This is a genomic window from Undibacterium sp. Ji49W, assembly GCF_049340205.1.
Classification (GTDB): Bacteria; Pseudomonadota; Gammaproteobacteria; order Burkholderiales; family Burkholderiaceae_D; genus Undibacterium.
Map to the genome: position 1 here is coordinate 63,681 of NZ_JBMPOW010000004.1, position 16,942 is coordinate 80,622.

Annotated in this window: 14 protein-coding genes; 6 read left to right on the top strand and 8 right to left on the bottom strand. The window is 51.6% G+C overall.

Features of this window, described 5'->3' with window-relative positions:
• Positions 1-38: 38 nt before the first annotated feature.
• From ACO0LK_RS06040 to ACO0LK_RS06055, 4 genes are all read right to left on the bottom strand, one after another.
• On the bottom strand, positions 39-335 hold the full coding sequence (locus ACO0LK_RS06040; protein ID WP_422973149.1) for a YciI family protein: 297 nt from the start codon (positions 333-335) through the stop codon (positions 39-41).
• Between the two features lie 56 nt (positions 336-391).
• The gene (locus ACO0LK_RS06045) at positions 392-1,198 is read right to left on the bottom strand and encodes an SDR family NAD(P)-dependent oxidoreductase (protein ID WP_422973151.1); all 807 of its coding nucleotides are present in this window, start codon (positions 1,196-1,198) and stop codon (positions 392-394) included.
• Positions 1,199-1,328: 130 nt separating this feature from the next.
• Entirely contained in the window at positions 1,329-1,694 is a 366-nt protein-coding gene (locus ACO0LK_RS06050; RefSeq protein ID WP_422973153.1) for a glutaredoxin domain-containing protein, read from the bottom strand.
• 73 nt (positions 1,695-1,767) lie between these two features.
• Entirely contained in the window at positions 1,768-2,718 is a 951-nt protein-coding gene (locus ACO0LK_RS06055) for an alpha/beta fold hydrolase (protein WP_422973155.1), read from the bottom strand.
• 230 nt (positions 2,719-2,948) lie between these two features.
• Between ACO0LK_RS06055 and ACO0LK_RS06060 the strand changes: the two genes are divergently transcribed.
• Entirely contained in the window at positions 2,949-4,043 is a 1,095-nt protein-coding gene (locus tag ACO0LK_RS06060; RefSeq protein ID WP_422973157.1) for an AraC family transcriptional regulator ligand-binding domain-containing protein, read from the top strand.
• 75 nt (positions 4,044-4,118) lie between these two features.
• On the opposite strand, the gene ACO0LK_RS06065 is transcribed toward ACO0LK_RS06060, so the two are convergent.
• Both ACO0LK_RS06065 and cadR read right to left on the bottom strand, forming a co-directional pair.
• Complete coding sequence (locus ACO0LK_RS06065; RefSeq protein ID WP_422973159.1) at positions 4,119-5,171, bottom strand: EamA family transporter; 1,053 nt, start codon at positions 5,169-5,171, stop codon at positions 4,119-4,121.
• 51 nt (positions 5,172-5,222) lie between these two features.
• Positions 5,223-5,669 (bottom strand): Cd(II)/Pb(II)-responsive transcriptional regulator, encoded by a 447-nt coding sequence (cadR, locus tag ACO0LK_RS06070; protein WP_422973161.1) that lies wholly within the window; start codon positions 5,667-5,669, stop codon positions 5,223-5,225.
• 200 nt (positions 5,670-5,869) lie between these two features.
• Here cadR and ACO0LK_RS06075 point away from each other — a divergent pair, with 200 nt between their 5' ends.
• The 5 genes from ACO0LK_RS06075 (at position 5,870) to ACO0LK_RS06095 (ending at position 15,048) form a co-directional block, all read left to right on the top strand.
• Positions 5,870-8,203: a heavy metal translocating P-type ATPase gene (locus tag ACO0LK_RS06075; RefSeq protein WP_422973163.1), complete on the top strand. Its 2,334-nt coding sequence runs from the start codon at positions 5,870-5,872 to the stop codon at positions 8,201-8,203.
• 182 nt (positions 8,204-8,385) lie between these two features.
• Positions 8,386-8,793 (top strand): hypothetical protein, encoded by a 408-nt coding sequence (locus ACO0LK_RS06080; protein WP_422973165.1) that lies wholly within the window; start codon positions 8,386-8,388, stop codon positions 8,791-8,793.
• A 110-nt stretch (positions 8,794-8,903) separates the two neighbouring features.
• Complete coding sequence (locus tag ACO0LK_RS06085) at positions 8,904-10,274, top strand: TolC family protein (protein ID WP_422973167.1); 1,371 nt, start codon at positions 8,904-8,906, stop codon at positions 10,272-10,274.
• Positions 10,271-11,851, top strand: a complete 1,581-nt coding sequence (locus ACO0LK_RS06090) for an efflux RND transporter periplasmic adaptor subunit (RefSeq protein WP_422973169.1) — start codon at positions 10,271-10,273, stop codon at positions 11,849-11,851. Before ACO0LK_RS06085 ends, ACO0LK_RS06090 begins: the two co-directional genes overlap by 4 nt.
• 11 nt (positions 11,852-11,862) lie before the next feature.
• Positions 11,863-15,048, top strand: coding sequence for an efflux RND transporter permease subunit (locus tag ACO0LK_RS06095; protein WP_422973171.1), 3,186 nt, complete (start codon positions 11,863-11,865; stop codon positions 15,046-15,048).
• Positions 15,049-15,181: 133 nt separating this feature from the next.
• On the opposite strand, the gene ACO0LK_RS06100 is transcribed toward ACO0LK_RS06095, so the two are convergent.
• Both ACO0LK_RS06100 and ACO0LK_RS06105 read right to left on the bottom strand, forming a co-directional pair.
• On the bottom strand, positions 15,182-16,615 hold the full coding sequence (locus ACO0LK_RS06100; RefSeq protein ID WP_186947321.1) for an NAD(P)(+) transhydrogenase (Re/Si-specific) subunit beta: 1,434 nt from the start codon (positions 16,613-16,615) through the stop codon (positions 15,182-15,184).
• Positions 16,615-16,926, bottom strand: coding sequence for an NAD(P) transhydrogenase subunit alpha (locus ACO0LK_RS06105; RefSeq protein WP_186947319.1), 312 nt, complete (start codon positions 16,924-16,926; stop codon positions 16,615-16,617). The genes ACO0LK_RS06100 and ACO0LK_RS06105 overlap by 1 nt, the downstream gene beginning before the upstream one ends.
• Positions 16,927-16,942 lie beyond the last annotated feature (16 nt).

A 16,942-nucleotide genomic window follows, 5' to 3' on the forward strand; every position in this document is an offset into this window, starting at 1 on the left:
ATGACACTTTCCTTCAACTGGATTAAAAAAAAGGGGTATTAGTGACGGTACGCCAAATGAAGCATGATGTAGTGCTCATAATGACCAACACCGTTCTTCACTATGGGATCTTCCGACGTTAGCAAGGAAATATCCTGGTCATCGGCAATTTGGTAAAGCGACACCCCGTAACCACCATTGGCTTCGATCACGGGGCCGTGAGCGACGATCAGCCCTTTTTCCAGAAAGTCATTTAAGAAATCTCCATGCTGTCGCATCAATTTCTTTTCTTCGTCAGACATCGTTGCCAGAAAATCTGCGCGCGGCGGAATAAATTTGCACAAATAATATTTCATCTCTACACCTCGTTAAAGAAATGGTCGCATTATTGTTAATAAATAGGCGACGGAATTTATTTTGCTGTTCTTACGCTATTTAGTATTGAACTTTCAAACATTTTGGGAGCATAGCTTTGCAGGAACAAAATCATGCCTGTCATTTTCCCCACAGGATTGCTGAATCTGGGTTTATTCGTATTAATCAGTTTTGAAATGGTGTTAACAACGGCATCGGGGGCTTCCGCTTCATCCATACCTTTCTGAGTCGCTGCATTAACTTTTTTCCGGTACGAATCATAGTCGGCGATACTGCCCTTGCCAGCCGAAACCGAATTATTCCCAAGATTGGTTTTAAACCAGACTGGCTCAACCATGCTGACTTTAATATTGAAATGATCCAGCTCGAAACGCAAGGATTTAAAATAACCCTGCACGGCATGTTTTGAGGCCGCGTAATAGGAAAGATTCGGTGGACCTATCAGACCCACGATAGAACTGACCGTGATAATTTGCCCATGTTTTTGAGCCCTGAAATATGGCAACAGCGCATTGGTCACTTTAACCGTACCCCAGAAGTTGGTTTCAAACTGCTGTCTGCCAAGTTCAATAGATGTTTCTTCTGCGATGCCGGTGACCATGTAACCTGCATTGTTGACCAATACATCTAACTGCTTAGTGTTCTGGAACAACTCTTCTGTGAACGACTTGACAGAATTGTCGTCATCGATATTCAGGCGCAGCAATTTGAATGCGACCTTCCCGGCATATTTTTCAGGCTCACGGCTGGTGCCAATGACATTGAAACCCTGTTGATGAAGCTTATTGGCAAGCATCAGCCCAAAGTCTGACGATGCCCCCGTGATGAGTACTGTCTTTTTCATGTTATTTCCTTTCCTGTTCATATGTTTTCTCCAGACATCATGCACATAGGCAATCTCTTCACTGGATTTTTTCAACTGTGCTTGCCAATTCTCATGTGGTAAATTGCTGCCACTCAATGCTAGACAAGTGCTAGACAAGTAAATGCTGTAGCTCGCCGCTCTTCACCAGTGCCTGCAAATCGCTGGTACCGCCTATCAACATACCGTTGACGAAGATCATCGGAAAAGTCGGCCAGCCGGTCCACATTTTCAACGCAGTACGGCAACGCCAGCCGGTTAAATAACTACCGTATTGCAAATACTGATATGGAACGCCTGATGCATCCAGTAATTTCCTGGCATAGCGCGGAAAGGCATTCTGCGCCATGCCCACGACCACTAACTGATGAGTTGCAATTGCCTTTTGCACCTCCTGCACGATGTCCAAATGATTGCCGGCAATCTGTTCCCGTATATGGCTATGGATTTGCTCAGTTGCGAGTATCTGGCGGTTCATTGTTGTTACCCCTGTTTCTCAACGATGACGGATTCACGGTTATAAACCCTGGTTTTACAAAGAGGTACGCTAATTAGTTTTTCAGAAATGTTTTGATGTAACTGGACGCCAATTCAGGGTACTGGTCTTGCGGGCCATGTCCTGCATCTGGAAATACAATGAACTGCGTGGTCGGTGCTTTTTTGATGAGCGGGTACCAGTTCTCAAACGAGAATGAAATGTCGTGATCACCAGAGATCACAAGTACTGGGGTTTTAAGAGTGGCATAGGCACCACGGAAATTTTCTGCATCCGCAACAATGGGCGCGATGGGTGCGAAATATCGTTGCAATATCTCTGGACGTTCCGGAACCTTGGAGTAGTCCATTCGCTTCGAAATTCTCTCAAGTGATTTCTTTGCCGCCAACCTGCTTTTTTCAGATTTAGGTTCAAAAAATAAGGTGACATAATCTTCAAATCCCAAATCTTTGTTTGCCTTCATGCCACTTTCAGCAAACCTGGGTTCCATCGCCACTTCATTTTTACCCATGGGGTTATTATCAATAAGGATGGTTTTCTGAATTCTGTCAGGGTTATAAAAGGTCACATATTGTGCAACCCATCCGCCGAAGGACCACCCCATGACATTAAACTTATCGATCTTCAAATAATCGGCGAGCTGAGTCACTTCTGCTGCCAAATCTCGCATTGTCAGAGGCAACACACCCTCTGAATATCCGATGCCAGACTGATCAAAAATGATCACTGTATTTTCTTGCCCCAACAGGTCAAGAAACAGTGGGTCCCACGTGTCCAGGGTCCCTCTGAAGCGGTTAATCAGTATGACTGGAGCACCTTTACCCAATTTTCGGTAAGCAATTTTATGGTCGCCAATATTTGCGTATTGTGTTTTGACTTTTAATGCAAGAGATGATGAAGTAGCTACCGTACTATTTTCTTTCGAAAAGTCTTGTGAATAGCCAGCGCTGCTCAAAGACAGCAGCACTGTGGCTAAAAGTGAAGAAATAAGTTTGATGCGTTTCATATTAATGGCTCTCCAAAATAAAATGTCGTCTGTGTTCGGGTATCTCAGAAATCGGATTGTGAAGTAGTACTTGCAAATCCACGTTCCAACATCCGGGTCAGACTCTACTTTGCCTGCGAAACAAACGATTATCATTAGCTGAACGCGCCAACTTAACGGCAGAACGCGCCATGGTGATTTCGTGTGTCTGTCGCAATTTTCTATTGTGGTGGCGTGATCAGCAACATAGAATGCTTGATATGATTCCAAACATTAAATCTTCTTTGAGTGGTGGCCGTAATCCTATGTTGGACTATGCTGTCTGGCCCGGTTGGCGCTTGTTGATGCAAGATGCAGGACTGGCAACTTCCCCTGTATTGCGTCGTGCGCAGTTACCCGCTGATTTGTTTGCACGCCTAAACGTTCGCTTGAGTTCGGCTGATTTTTTCAAGCTATGGGAAGCTATTGAAGCAGAGGCCAAATCCATCGATGCAAACTTGCCAGCTCCATTACGAATCGCCCAGGTAATGTCCTCTGATTGGTTCGACCCAGAACTTTTCGCAGCACTATGCAGCAGCAATATTGGCTGCGCTATCGATAGGATTGCCAAGTATGTGAGATTGATTGCACCGATGGTGATCAAGATCCAGCGTACCACTTCTCATGCCACCGTCACCATCGATTTTCTGGATCATACAACGCCCCCGCCAAGCGTATTCCTGGCATTCAAGCTGGTATTTTTTGTGCAACTGGCACGACTGGCAACGCGCAGTAAGATACAGCCATTGAGTGTGAGTTTGCCCTACTCGCCGAATCTGGAAGCAGATTTGCTGACGTATCAATCCTATTTCGGGGTTGCTGTCACCAACTCACCTGTGACCACTTTAGTATTCGCTGCTGTAGATGTTGATCGCCCCTTCCTGACAGAAAACCACAAAATGTGGTTGTTCTTCGAGCCATCTTTGCGTCAACGGCTAACCGACCTGGATAGGACTGCTGGTATGGCTGAGCGAGTACGTAGTACTTTACTTGAGTCATTGCCAGCAGGTGAGGTATCGATGCAAGTGGTGAGCCGGAAACTCGGGGTCAGTACCCGCACGTTACAGCGCAAGCTACAGGACGAGGGAACGACTTTTCAGCAGACGTTGGACACTTTGCGCGATTCTCTGGCCCACCATTACCTGCGCAACACGACCATGTCGAGTGCGGAAATCTCATTTCTATTAGGTTTCGAAGAATCCAATTCTTTTACCCGGGCATTTCATGGATGGACCGGGAAAACACCGCAAGCAGTACGATCTGAAATCTGTTCAGATGAAAATCGTCAGGGTACTGATTCTTGTTGATTTATGGTGAAATTTTACGCAGCTTAGCAAGCAAATTCGTTATGCCTGGTGCGTGCAAAGATATCACCCGGCCCGTCAATGAGAATGCTGATGATGCATGTCCGGATAATGCGGATGTTTATGCCTTACCGAATGATGCTGGTGTTGATGTGCATGTGGTTCTGTACCGTCCCAGCCAGAGTCATGCTCATGTTGATGATGCAGGTCGTGCGTATGTTCATGCGTATGCAGCATGGGCTCATGGGCATGTTCATGTTCATGGTTTTCAGTCAGGTGCAGCCAGATACCTGCCAGCATCAACACTGCTGCCAGCCAGAACATACTGCCGGGATGTTCGCTTAGCAGGAGTAGCGACACGACTGTGCCTACAAACGGCGCTGACGAAAAATAGGCACCGGTACGTGCAGCACCCAGATGCCGCAGTGCCAGTACAAACATGACCAGGCTAAGACCATAGCCACAAAAGCCGATCAGGCCAACTGACAGCAAAGTGTACGCCTGAGGCAACTGATGGCCGGATAACAAGGCTATGCCCAGATTCACACTACCGGCTACCAGCCCCTTGATGCCGGCAATTTGCAAGGCATCACTGGCAGCCACCTTGCGCGTGAGATTATTGTCTATGGCCCAGCACAGGCAGGCCGCGAGAATGGCCAGTGCCCCCCAGGGTACACCCAGTACCGGCACCTGTTCCCAGGATAAAAGCATACCTGCGATCACAATCAGCAGCATGCCCAAAAAAATACGCTGGTCAAAATTTTCCTTGAAAACAAACCAGGCCAGCAATGCAGTCAATACCCCTTCCATATTCAGTAACAGGGAAGTTGTAGAGGCGGGTGTCAGCGTCAGCCCCACCATCAACAACACAGGCCCGGCAATACCACCGGTAAGAATGGCACCGGCAAGCCATGGCAGATCTGCCCGTGTGACTGCTACGAATTTATCCTGTCTGTTACGAAACATGACAGCACGCAAAAGAAAAACCAGCAACAGACCCAGACCGCTGCCCAGATACAAAACGCCTGCCAGCATGACAGGGGCAATATCTGCCACCATGGTTTTGGCAAACGGTGTGCTGATACCAAACAGAATGGCTGCCAGCAATGCGTAAATAACACCTTTGTGCATCAGATGCGCTTTCTATGATGTGTTAAATCTGTCGTCTGTTGATGGACCTCATCAATGACAACCACTGCCATGGCTGCCCAGATTACGTACAGGATGTTCTTCCGCCGTCCCCAGGTTTTGCAAGATGCCGCAGTCTTTTGTGGCCTGCGTGGTCTTGCACAGATTGCGCAGGGATTTTAATTGCAGCTCCAATCCCTTCAATTCCTTGATGCGGTGGGCGACGTGGCCTATATGTTTGTCCAGCAAGGCATTTACTTCTGAACAATTGTCTTCCGGTACATCACGGAACTGCAGTAACTGGCGTATTTCATCCAGCGTCATGTCCAGCGAGCGGCAATGCCGTATGAATTGCAGACGTTCTGCATGCACTTCGCCATACAGGCGAAAATTGCCCTGGGAACGGTTAGCCTGGGGCAATAGACCTTCTTTTTCATAGTAGCGTATGGTTTCTACCAGGCATCCGGAGCGTTTTGCCAATTCGCCAATTTTCAATTCCATTTGTATTCCTAACTTATTTTAAGTAGGACTTACGCAAAATTGTTCCAACAAGGCGTAGCGACGAAGACAGTACTTTAGTACGGCTAGGAGCTGCAACGCAGTTGGGGCGGTTTTGCGTAAGTCCTTTTGAGCGGTAGTGCTTGACTCTATACCTGCTACAGGGTGTCTAATGCTCACTATACCCCTTTTTCGGAGCAAGCATGACGAACCGGCATCAACATGAACACGAGCATGTGCACTCACATGAACATGCCCACACCCATGCAGACTCCAATAAGCATAACAACAAGCATGATCATCAACACGCACACGCCTGCTGCGATCATGGTGATGTCAAAATGGCTGAAAATGCAGAAAAAGCAATAGCAACTTCAGATGTCGCCGCCCTGCCTGCCGGCGCTTCCACCGTGGTGTATTCCATAGAAAACATGGATTGCCCGACCGAAGAGGGTCTGATACGCAACAAGCTGTCAGGCATGCCTGGCATTGTCAGGCTTGACTTCAACCTTATGCAACGCAAATTGACGGTCAGCCATACGCTGGAAAGCCAGAAGCCGATTCAAGCTGTCCTGACATCCATCAGCATGCAGGCGGTACTGATAAGTGAAGACGGTCGCAGCAATCAGGATGCGGCAGTAGCACCGACAGCCAATATAGCCAATGCAAGCCGGAAATGGTGGCTGTTAGGTGCCGGTGCAGTCGCGGCCATACTGGCCGAGGTATTTACCTACATCGGCAGTACAGAAATAGCTTCGCCAGTCGTTCTGTTATCCGTTTTCGCCATTCTTGTCAGTGGTACCAGCACGTATAAAAAAGGCTGGATTGCGCTGAAGAATTTCAACCTGAACATCAATGCCCTGATGAGCATCGCCGTCACTGGCGCGATTATCATCGGTCAATGGCCAGAAGCGGCGATGGTCATGGTCTTGTTCAGCCTGTCAGAAGCCATAGAAGCGATGTCGCTGGACCGCGCCCGCAATGCCATACGTGGCCTGATGGCGATGACACCAGAAAAGGCCAGTGTCTTGCAAGCAGATGGTAGCTGGCAAGAGCTGGAAGCGAAATCGATCGCCATTGGCGCAACTGTCCGTGTAGCACCCGGCGAGCGCATCCCGCTGGATGGCGAACTGAGCAAGGGCCAGTCATCCGTCAACCAGGCCCCTATCACGGGTGAGAGCATACCCGTCGCCAAAATCGTCGGCGACAAGGTGTTTGCCGGCACCATCAATGAAACCGGTTCTTTTGAATACAGTGTGACGGCAGCGCAAACCGATTCCACGCTGGCGCGCATCATCCATGCGGTTGAAGAAGCACAGGGCAGCCGTGCGCCAACGCAGCGCTTTGTCGATAGCTTTGCCAAAGTGTATACGCCCATCGTGTTTGTGCTGGCACTGGGTGTCATGCTTGTTCCTCCACTACTGTTGGGCTTGCCGTGGATGGTCTGGGTGTACAAGGCCCTGGTCTTGCTGGTGATTGCCTGCCCGTGTGCGCTGGTTGTATCTACCCCGGTGACGGTGGTCAGTGGCCTGGCGGCAGCGGCAAAGGCCGGCATCCTGATCAAGGGTGGCGTCTATCTGGAAGAAGGCCGCAAGCTGAAGTCGCTGGCGCTGGATAAAACCGGCACCATTACCCAGGGTAAGCCTGTGGTCACCGACATCAAGTTGCTGACTGGCGAGCAAGACACTGTACTGCAACTGGCAGCCAGCCTGGCGGGCCGCTCTGATCATCCGGTATCAGGTGCTGTGACCACGCACTGGAAAACATCAGGCAATGGTACTGCCGTATTTGAAGTCAGTGACTTCGAAGCCCTGACAGGACGTGGTGTAAAAGGCCAGATTGCCGGCAAATGGCATTACCTGGGCAATCATCGCCTGATAGAAGAATTGCAGATTTGCAGCCCGACGACCGAGGCCGTGCTGTACGCGCTGGAAGCCGCAGGCAAGACAGCCGTGATCATTGCTGACGAACAAAGGCCACTCGCCATCATCGGTGTGGCAGATACCGTACGCGAAAGCAGTCGCCAGGCGATTGCAGAACTGCATGCGCTGGGTATTCGTACCGTGATGCTGACCGGTGACAATGAACTGACTGCAAAAGCCATCGCAAAAGATGTCGGCATTGATGATGCCCGTGGCAACCTGCTGCCCGAAGATAAACTGGCCGCCATCAATGATGAGCTGACAAACCATGGCACGGTTGGCATGGTGGGTGATGGTATCAATGATGCCCCGGCGCTGGCCAAATCCAGCATAGGCTTTGCCATGGGGGCCGCCGGTACCGACACGGCACTGGAAACCGCCGATATTGCCCTGATGGATGATGACTTGCGCAAGATACCGCAGTTCATACGCCTGAGCCGGCGCACGGCTGCCATCCTCAAGCAGAATATCGCGCTGGCACTGGGTATAAAGCTGGTGTTTCTGATTATGGCCGTCATGGGCATTGCCACCTTATGGATGGCCGTATTTGCCGATATGGGGGCGAGCCTGCTGGTGATTTTTAATGGCTTGCGTCTGGTGAAGAGTTTGAAATAAAAATGTGACATAAGCACATGACATAAGCGTATGAACCAAGCATGTGAACCAAGCGCGTGGATTAAGCGCGTGGATTAAGCGCGTGGATTAAGCGCTTGAACTAAGTACTTGAGCTAAGCACTTGAGCTAATCACGACATAGAATCCATTTTTTCTTTTTGAATACAGTTTATAATCTGCACCATGTTAAAAAAGTTTGTCTTCATGCTCATCATCGTTTTCACAGCCCAGTTGAACTGGGCCGTGGCGAGTGCCTATTGCATGCATGAAACAGACAAGACAGCGCAACACTTCGGTCACCATCCACATCAGCATCAGGCTGCGGATGGTGATGCGCATTCAAATAAATCAGTTGGTGAATCCGCAGATCAATCCAAAGATAAATCCAAAGATACGTCACCAATCAAAAAAGCGAATTCTCATACGGATTGTGCATCCTGTGCGCACAGCCCTCTGGGTAATCATTCGTCCGGTTTCCTGCTACACCAGCCATCGCTGGACAGCTATCAATTGCTTGCCGCATCGCTGCAAGCCCCCAGCCCTTTTCTTGGACAACCTGAACGTCCCAAATGGATGCCCGCCTACGCCTAATCCGGCCAGGCATCTGTCTGTATCACTTCCTGTTTTTCATGCATTGCGTCATATAAACACCTGACAGCGACCTGCTGGATTCTTCCTTTTCGTTTTTTCAGGAGAATGCCATGCAAAAATTCTTGTTGCCGCTACCTATAGCGGCTGCCTTACTGTGCCCGCTGCTGGTGCAGGCACAAAATCTGGCGGATGCGAACAACGCAGCCGCCCTTACCACGCGCCAGGCTTTGTCGGCGAATGTCGCCTTACCTGTCACCGCCACTACCACTTTCACTACCACCACTGCCCCGCCGATCGTCCTCACTCTGCGGTCAGCACTGGCTTATGCCATGTCAGCAAACCCCGAGATTGCCGCCGCCAGGCGTGAAATCCAGGCCAGCGAAGGCATCTTGCGTCAGGCCGGTGTCATGCCCAATCCGGAACTGTCTGTATTGATGGAAGATGCCAGGCAAGACACGCGCAGCACCACGGTGCAGATCAATCAGCCGCTGGAACTGGGTGGCAAGCGGGCCGCACGCATCAGCGTGGCCGAACGCAACCGTAGTGCTGCATTGAATGAACTGGCCATCAAATCAGCCGAAATACGGTCAGCAGTCACTACGCAGTTTCATGCCGTGCTGATTGCCCAGGAACGTCAGCGCCTGGCCCTCAGTTCGCTGGAACTTGCACAGCGCGCCAGCAATGCCGCCAGCCGGCTGGTCAGTCTGGGCAAGATCCCGCCACTGGAAGCGGCCAGGGCAGACATTGCAAAATCAGGGGTACGGGTCGAACTGGCGCAGGCAAACAGTGAATTACTGACATCCAGGCAGCGCCTGTCTGCGGCACTGGGCAATAGTCAGATTAACGACCAGCAATTAGAAGGTGAATTCAATACGCTGCCAGCATTACCTTCCATGCAAAAGCTGGCATCAAACCTGGCGCACTCACCACTCATGCAGCGCGCGCGCCTGGAACTGGACAAGCGCCTGGCCATGTCTGAACTGGAAAAAAGCCGGCAAATCCCTGACCTGAGCTTAAGTCTGGGTACCAAGCGTGACCAGCAAAGCGGACGCAACCAGGCCATCATCGGGATCAGCATCCCGCTGGCCCTGTTCGACCGTAACCAGGGCAATCTGCAAGAAGCACTGAGTCGCAGCGACAAGGCCAGGGATGAATTATCTGCCACAGAAATCCGCCTGCACAACGAATTGCTGCAGGCACATCAGCGCCTGAGCCTGGCCAGGGATGAGGCTGAACTGCTGAAAAAGGAAGTGCTGCCCGGTGCACAGAATGCTTTTGATATCGCCATCAAGGGCTTTGAATACGGCAAGTTCAATTTCATGGATGTGCTGGATGCCCAGCGTTCACTACTGCAAGCCAAGGCCCAGTATTTGCGCAGCCTGTCCGAAGCACAGCGTGCTGCTGCTGACATTGAAACCTATATCGGCGATCGTGAATTCAACCTGTTCACTGCCCTCTCTTCATTCCAGGAATTTGTATGAAACTGAATATCAATAAAAAAACCGTTGTCCCGGTTGCCATTGTCATCGCCGTGGGACTGTTATTAGCAGCCCTGATACTGAATAGCGGCAAATCAAAAAATACTGCTAGCCATGACAGCCACGCAGAACAATCTAACCATGCAGACCAAGAGCATCATGGCGAAAAAAGCAAGGATGCCCATGCTGATGGTCAGGGCCACGCGGACAAAGAACATCATAGCGATGCCATTGCCCCTCAAAAAGGCCCGCATGGCGGTAAGCTGTTTACAAAAGATGGCTATGCGCTTGAAGTCAGCATCTTCGAACAGAATACAGCGCCAGAATTTCGCCTGTATACCTACCAGGATGGCAAGGCTTTGTCACCGGCTGACAGTCAGTTGACGTTGACGCTGGAACGTCTTGGCAGGGCCACACAAAGCTTCAGCTTTACAGCAGAAAAAGACTATCTGAAAAGTACGGTCGCCGTTGATGAACCACATTCCTTCAAGGTCGGCATCAAGGCGATGCATGCCGGAAAAAACTATCAATTCACCTATGAACAGATAGAGGGCCGCATCAGCATGGATGCCTTGAAGCGCAAACAGAACGGGGTCGAAATTCAAACCGCCGGCCCGGTAAAACTGCAAGGCAAACTCAGCCTGCTGGGTGAAGTGCGACTGAATGAAGACAGCATGCTGCAAATCGTACCGCGCCTCGCAGGCATAGTGGAAAGCGTAGCTGTGAATGCTGGTGACAAAGTCAGCAAGGGTCAGGTATTGGCGGTGATATCCAGCCAGGCCCTGGTGGACTTGCGCAGTGATTTACTGGCGACACAAAAACGCCATGCACTGGCACGCAATAATTTTGAGCGTGAAAAGAAATTGTGGGAAGAAAAAATCTCTGCCGAACAGGATTACCTGCAAGCCCGCAATACTATGCAGGAAGCAGAAATCACCCTGCAAAGCGCGCAGCAAAAACTGAACTCACTGGGAGCTGGCATGGGGGCTGGCAAACAGCTGAGCCGCTATGAAATCCGTTCGCCCATTGCTGGCACCATCACTGAAAAACAGATCACGATGGGGCAGTCGCTCAAGGACGACGTAGTGATTTTTACGGTTGCAGACCTGAGTAGCGTCTGGGTGGAAATCAGTATACCGGCAAAAGACCTGAGCCAGGTCAGGACCGGGCAAACCGCCAGGGTCAGCGCCAATGCATTCGACGCCAGCGCTGATGGAAAACTCAGCTATGTCGGTGCCGTCATGGGTGAACAGACACGCAGCGCCAAGGCCCGCCTGCTCTTGCCCAATACCGCCGGTAACTGGTACCCAGGTCTGACAGTGAATGTGGCTTTGTTGTCTGGTGATATGGAAGTACCGGTCGCCGTTGCCAACGATGCGATACAAATCATCAATGAACGGCCTGTGGTGTTTGGCAGTTATGGTGATCAGTTTGAAGCACGCCCACTGGAACTGGGGCGCAGCGATGGCAAGTTCACCGAAGTGCGGAAAGGCTTGCAGGCGAACGAAGCCTATGTCATCAAAAACAGCTTCCTGATCAAGGCTGAGCTGGGTAAAGCCGCTGCCAGCCATGATCATTAGGAGAACAGACCATGTTTGAAAAAATCATTCGCTTCTCCATCGCCCAGCGCTGGCTGGTGATCATGCTGACACTGGCCCTGGCGGCGCTGGGTGTATTCAGTTATCAGCAATTGCCCATCGATGCCGTACCCGACATTACCAATGTACAGGTTCAGGTAAATACCGCTGCCCCAGGTTATTCGCCGCTGGAAGCCGAGCAACGCATCAGCTTCCCGATAGAAACCGTGATGGCAGGTCTGCCGCATCTGCAGCAAACCCGTTCCCTGTCACGTTATGGCCTGTCGCAGGTGACCATCATTTTCAAGGATGGCACCGACATTTATTTTGCCCGTCAGCTTGTCAATGAACGCATACAGGAAGCCAAAGGCAAGTTACCGGCCGGCATAGAACCGACCATGGGGCCTATCTCTACCGGTCTGGGCGAGATCGTCATGTGGACCGTCGAAAGCAAGGAAGGCGCTGTAAAACCAGACGGCCAGCCTTACACGGCAACAGACTTGCGCGAAATCCAGGACTGGATCGTCAAGCCGCAATTACGCAATGTCAGCGGCGTGACTGAAATCAATACCATAGGCGGCTATGCCAAGGAATTTCTGGTAGCGCCCGCGCCGGAAAAACTGGTGGCGCATGGTCTGAACTGGCAGGACGTGGTCACCGCACTGGAAAAAAACAATGGTAATGCCGGTGCCGGTTACATAGAGCGGCGTGGCGAGCAATATCTGGTGCGGGCACCGGGGCAACTGGCATCAATGGAAGATATCCGCAATGTACTGGTCAGCAGCCAACAAAACGTGCCGGTGCGCATTCGAGATGTTGCCGATGTCAGCATAGGCCAGGAGTTGCGTACCGGTGCAGCCACCGAAAATGGTCGTGAAGTCGTACTTGGCACGGTATTCATGCTGATAGGTGAGAACAGCCGCAAGGTGTCGCAGGCAGTCACAAAAAAACTGGAAGACATCAATCGCAACCTGCCCGCAGGCATTGTGGCCAGCATCGTATATGACCGCACCACCCTGGTCGACAAGGCCATCAACACTGTCAAGAAAAACCTGCTGGAAGGTGCGGTACTGGTGATCGTCATTTTATTCCTGTTTCTGGGCAATATCCGTGCTGCTCTTATCACCGCCATGGTGATACCTCTGGCAATGCTGTTCACGTTTACCGGCATGGTGGGCAACAAGGTCAGTGCCAACCTGATGAGCCTGGGAGCGCTGGATTTTGGCATCATTATCGACGGTGCCGTGGTGATCGTCGAAAACTGCGTGCGCAGACTGGCCCACGCACAGGCTACGGCAGGACGGGTACTGAACCGCAATGAACGCCTGCAAGAAGTGTTCGCTGCGGCAAAAGAATCACGCCGGCCCCTGCTGTTTGGACAGTTGATCATCATGGTGGTGTATCTGCCGATTTTTGCACTGACTGGTGTCGAAGGTAAAATGTTTCACCCCATGGCTTTTACCGTGGTTGCAGCGCTGATTGCGGCAATGGTGTTGTCGATGAGTTTCATCCCTGCCGCAGTTGCCCTGTTCATAGGCGACCACGTCAGCGAAAAAGAAAACCGTCTGATGACCTGGGCCAGACAGGCGTATCAGCCATTGCTGACTTTTGCATTGCGCAGCAAGGCGCTGGTTCTGAGTATTGTACTGGTGGCACTGGCCCTGAGCGGCTTGCTGGCCAGCCGCATGGGCAGTGAGTTTGTCCCCAGCCTGAATGAAGGTGATATTGCCCTGCATGCCATGCGCATACCCGGCACCAGCCTGACCCAGGCCCTGCAAATGCAGACAGAACTGGAACACATCATCCGCACTTTCCCCGAAGTGGATAAAGTGTTCGGCAAACTGGGTACTGCTGAGATTGCTACCGATCCCATGCCGCCGAATGTGGCCGACACCTTTATCATGCTAAAACCGCGCAACACCTGGCCAGACCCGCAACGCAGCAAGGAAGACCTGGTTGCAGCCATCCAGCAAGCAGTGGAAAAAGTGCCGGGCAATAATTATGAATTCACCCAGCCCATACAAATGCGTTTTAATGAACTGATCTCTGGTGTGCGCAGTGATGTAGCGGTCAAGGTGTTTGGTGACGACATGGATGTCATGAACCGTTCAGCGGAAGAGATTGCCGGGGTGCTGGAAAAAATCCCCGGTGCTGCCGACGTCAAAGTAGAACAAACCACTGGCCTGCCCATGCTGAGCATACAGATAGACCGTGAAAAAGCGGCCAGACTGGGCCTGAACATCAGCGAGGTACAGGAAGTGATTTCTGCGGCGATAGGCGGCAAGGAATCCGGCACCCTGTTTCAGGGCGACCGGCGTTTCGATATCGTGGTGCGTTTGCCAGAAAAACTGCGCAGCGATATTGAGGCCATCAAGCGCCTGCCGATCCGCCTGGGTGGCAATATGAGCAGGGATATGGGTGGCGACAAGAGTGCTGCCGGAGCTGCCGGCATTGCACATTCCGCACACACCGGCTTTGTCACGCTGGCAGATCTGGCAAGCATAGATATGACACCTGGCCCCAACCAGATCAGTCGCGAAGATGGCAAACGGCGGGTGGTGGTTACTGCCAATGTCCGTGGTCGTGACATCGGTTCTTTTGTGACAGAGGCGCAACAGCAACTGGCAAAGCAAGTCAAAATTCCAACAGCTTACTGGACGACCTGGGGCGGCACGTTCGAGCAATTGCAGTCCGCAACACAGCGTTTGCAAATTGTCGTGCCGGCAGCATTGCTCATGGTCTTCCTGCTGTTGTTTGCCATGTTCGGCAATATCAGGGATGGCTTGCTGGTCTTTACCGGTGTGCCGTTTGCTCTGACTGGTGGCATCCTGGCATTGTGGCTGCGTGATATTCCCCTGTCGATTTCAGCCGGTGTTGGCTTTATCGCGCTGTCCGGCGTCGCCGTATTAAATGGCCTGGTCATGATTGCCTATATACGCAGTCTGCGTGAAGAAGGGTTGGCATTGGATACAGCAATACAACAAGGTGCCCTGACACGCCTGCGCCCGGTGTTGATGACGGCACTGGTGGCATCACTGGGCTTTATCCCCATGGCGCTGGCGACCGGTACCGGTGCTGAAGTACAGCGTCCACTGGCTACCGTGGTCATCGGCGGTATCCTGTCATCTACCATACTGACGCTGCTGGTTCTGCCTTTGCTGTATCAACTGAGCCATCGAAAAATGGCTAATTCACTGTAACCCTATACAGCGTGGTGCATAAAAAATGCCCAAAAGCGAATCAACGCTTTTGGGCATTTCCAGTTCTGCATTTCAAGCCAGGTCAGATCAGATCGGGCTTTGTCGCATCGATCCAATCAGTCTGTCAGCTTGATTATTCAACTGCTTTCACCATGTCTTCAATGACTTTCTTGGCGTCACCAAACACCATCATGGTTTTATCCATGTAGAACAATTCATTGTCCAGGCCTGCATAGCCAGAAGCCATGGAGCGCTTGTTGACGATGACGGTCTTGGCTTTGTAGGCTTCCAGGATAGGCATGCCGGCGATAGGTGATTTGGGGTCTTTTGCCGCAGGGTTGACCACGTCATTTGCACCCAGTACCAACACCACATCCGCCTGACCAAATTCGCTGTTGATGTCTTCCATCTCGAACACCTGGTCGTAAGGTACTTCAGCTTCTGCCAGCAAGACATTCATATGGCCTGGCATACGCCCTGCTACAGGGTGAATGGCGTACTTGACCGTAATACCTTTGTGCGTCAGTTTTTCTGTCAGTTCTTTCAGGGCATGCTGGGCACGTGCGACTGCCAGGCCATAGCCAGGAACGATGATGACAGTTTCGGCATTGCCCAACAAAAAGGCTACATCATCAGCAGAGCCGGATTTGACGGTACGCTGTGCCTGGTCGCCGCTGGCAGCAGTGGCTGCTTCACCACCGAAGCCGCCCAGGATCACATTGAAGAACGAACGGTTCATCGCCTTGCACATGATGTAAGACAGGATGGCACCGGACGAACCCACCAGCGAACCGGCAATGATCAGCATGGAGTTATTCAGCGAAAAGCCGATCCCCGCAGCCGCCCAGCCAGAATAGCTGTTCAGCATCGACACCACCACCGGCATGTCAGCACCACCGATAGGGATGATGATGAGCACACCCAGCACAAAAGCCAGGGCTGTCATGATGATGAAAGGTGTCCAGCTTTGCGTGACGCAGAAGGCAATGCCGCAACCCAGCATGGCTATCGCCAATACAAGATTCAACTGATGCTGCCCACCGAAGCTCACCGGCGCGCCCTGAAACAGGCGGAACTTGTACTTGCCCGACAATTTACCAAAGGCGATGACAGAACCAGAGAACGTAATCGCACCGACAAAAGTACCAATAAACAATTCCAGACGATTACCGAAAGGAATAGGCTGGTCTCTTGCGACGATATTGAATACCCATGGTTCAGACACGACTGCTACGGCGATACACACCGCTGCCAGACCGATCAGTGAGTGCATCGCTGCGACCAGTTCCGGCATCTTGGTCATCTCTACGCGTTTGGCCAAAGTTGCGCCTATGCCGCCACCAACGATGACGCCGATGGCAACCAGACCATAGCCCAGACCTGCACCGGCACTTTCGTTTTTCAGCTTGACGATGAGGGCGATGGTGGTCGCAACTGCGATCGCCATGCCTATCATGCCGAAGCTGTTACCACGGCGTGCCGTGGAGGGGTGGGACAAACCTTTGAGGGCCTGGATAAAGCAAACGGATGCAATCAGATAGAGCATCGTTACCAGATTCATGCTCATTATTTGTCCTCCTTCGGTGCTTTAGGCTCTTTTTTCTTGAACATTTCCAGCATCCTCTGGGTCACCAGAAAACCGCCAAAGACATTCACTGCCGCCAGTGCCACGGCAACGGTGCCCATGACCTGGGCCAGTACGCCTTCTGTCAGGCCGGCAGCCAGCATGGCACCAACGATGATGATGGCAGAAATGGCATTCGTCACCGCCATCAAAGGCGTGTGCAGGGCCGGTGTTACTGTCCACACCACGTGGTAACCGACATAAATTGCCAGCACGAAGATGATGAGGTTGGTAAGGGTATGACTAACTTCCATGATGTCCTCTCTTTAA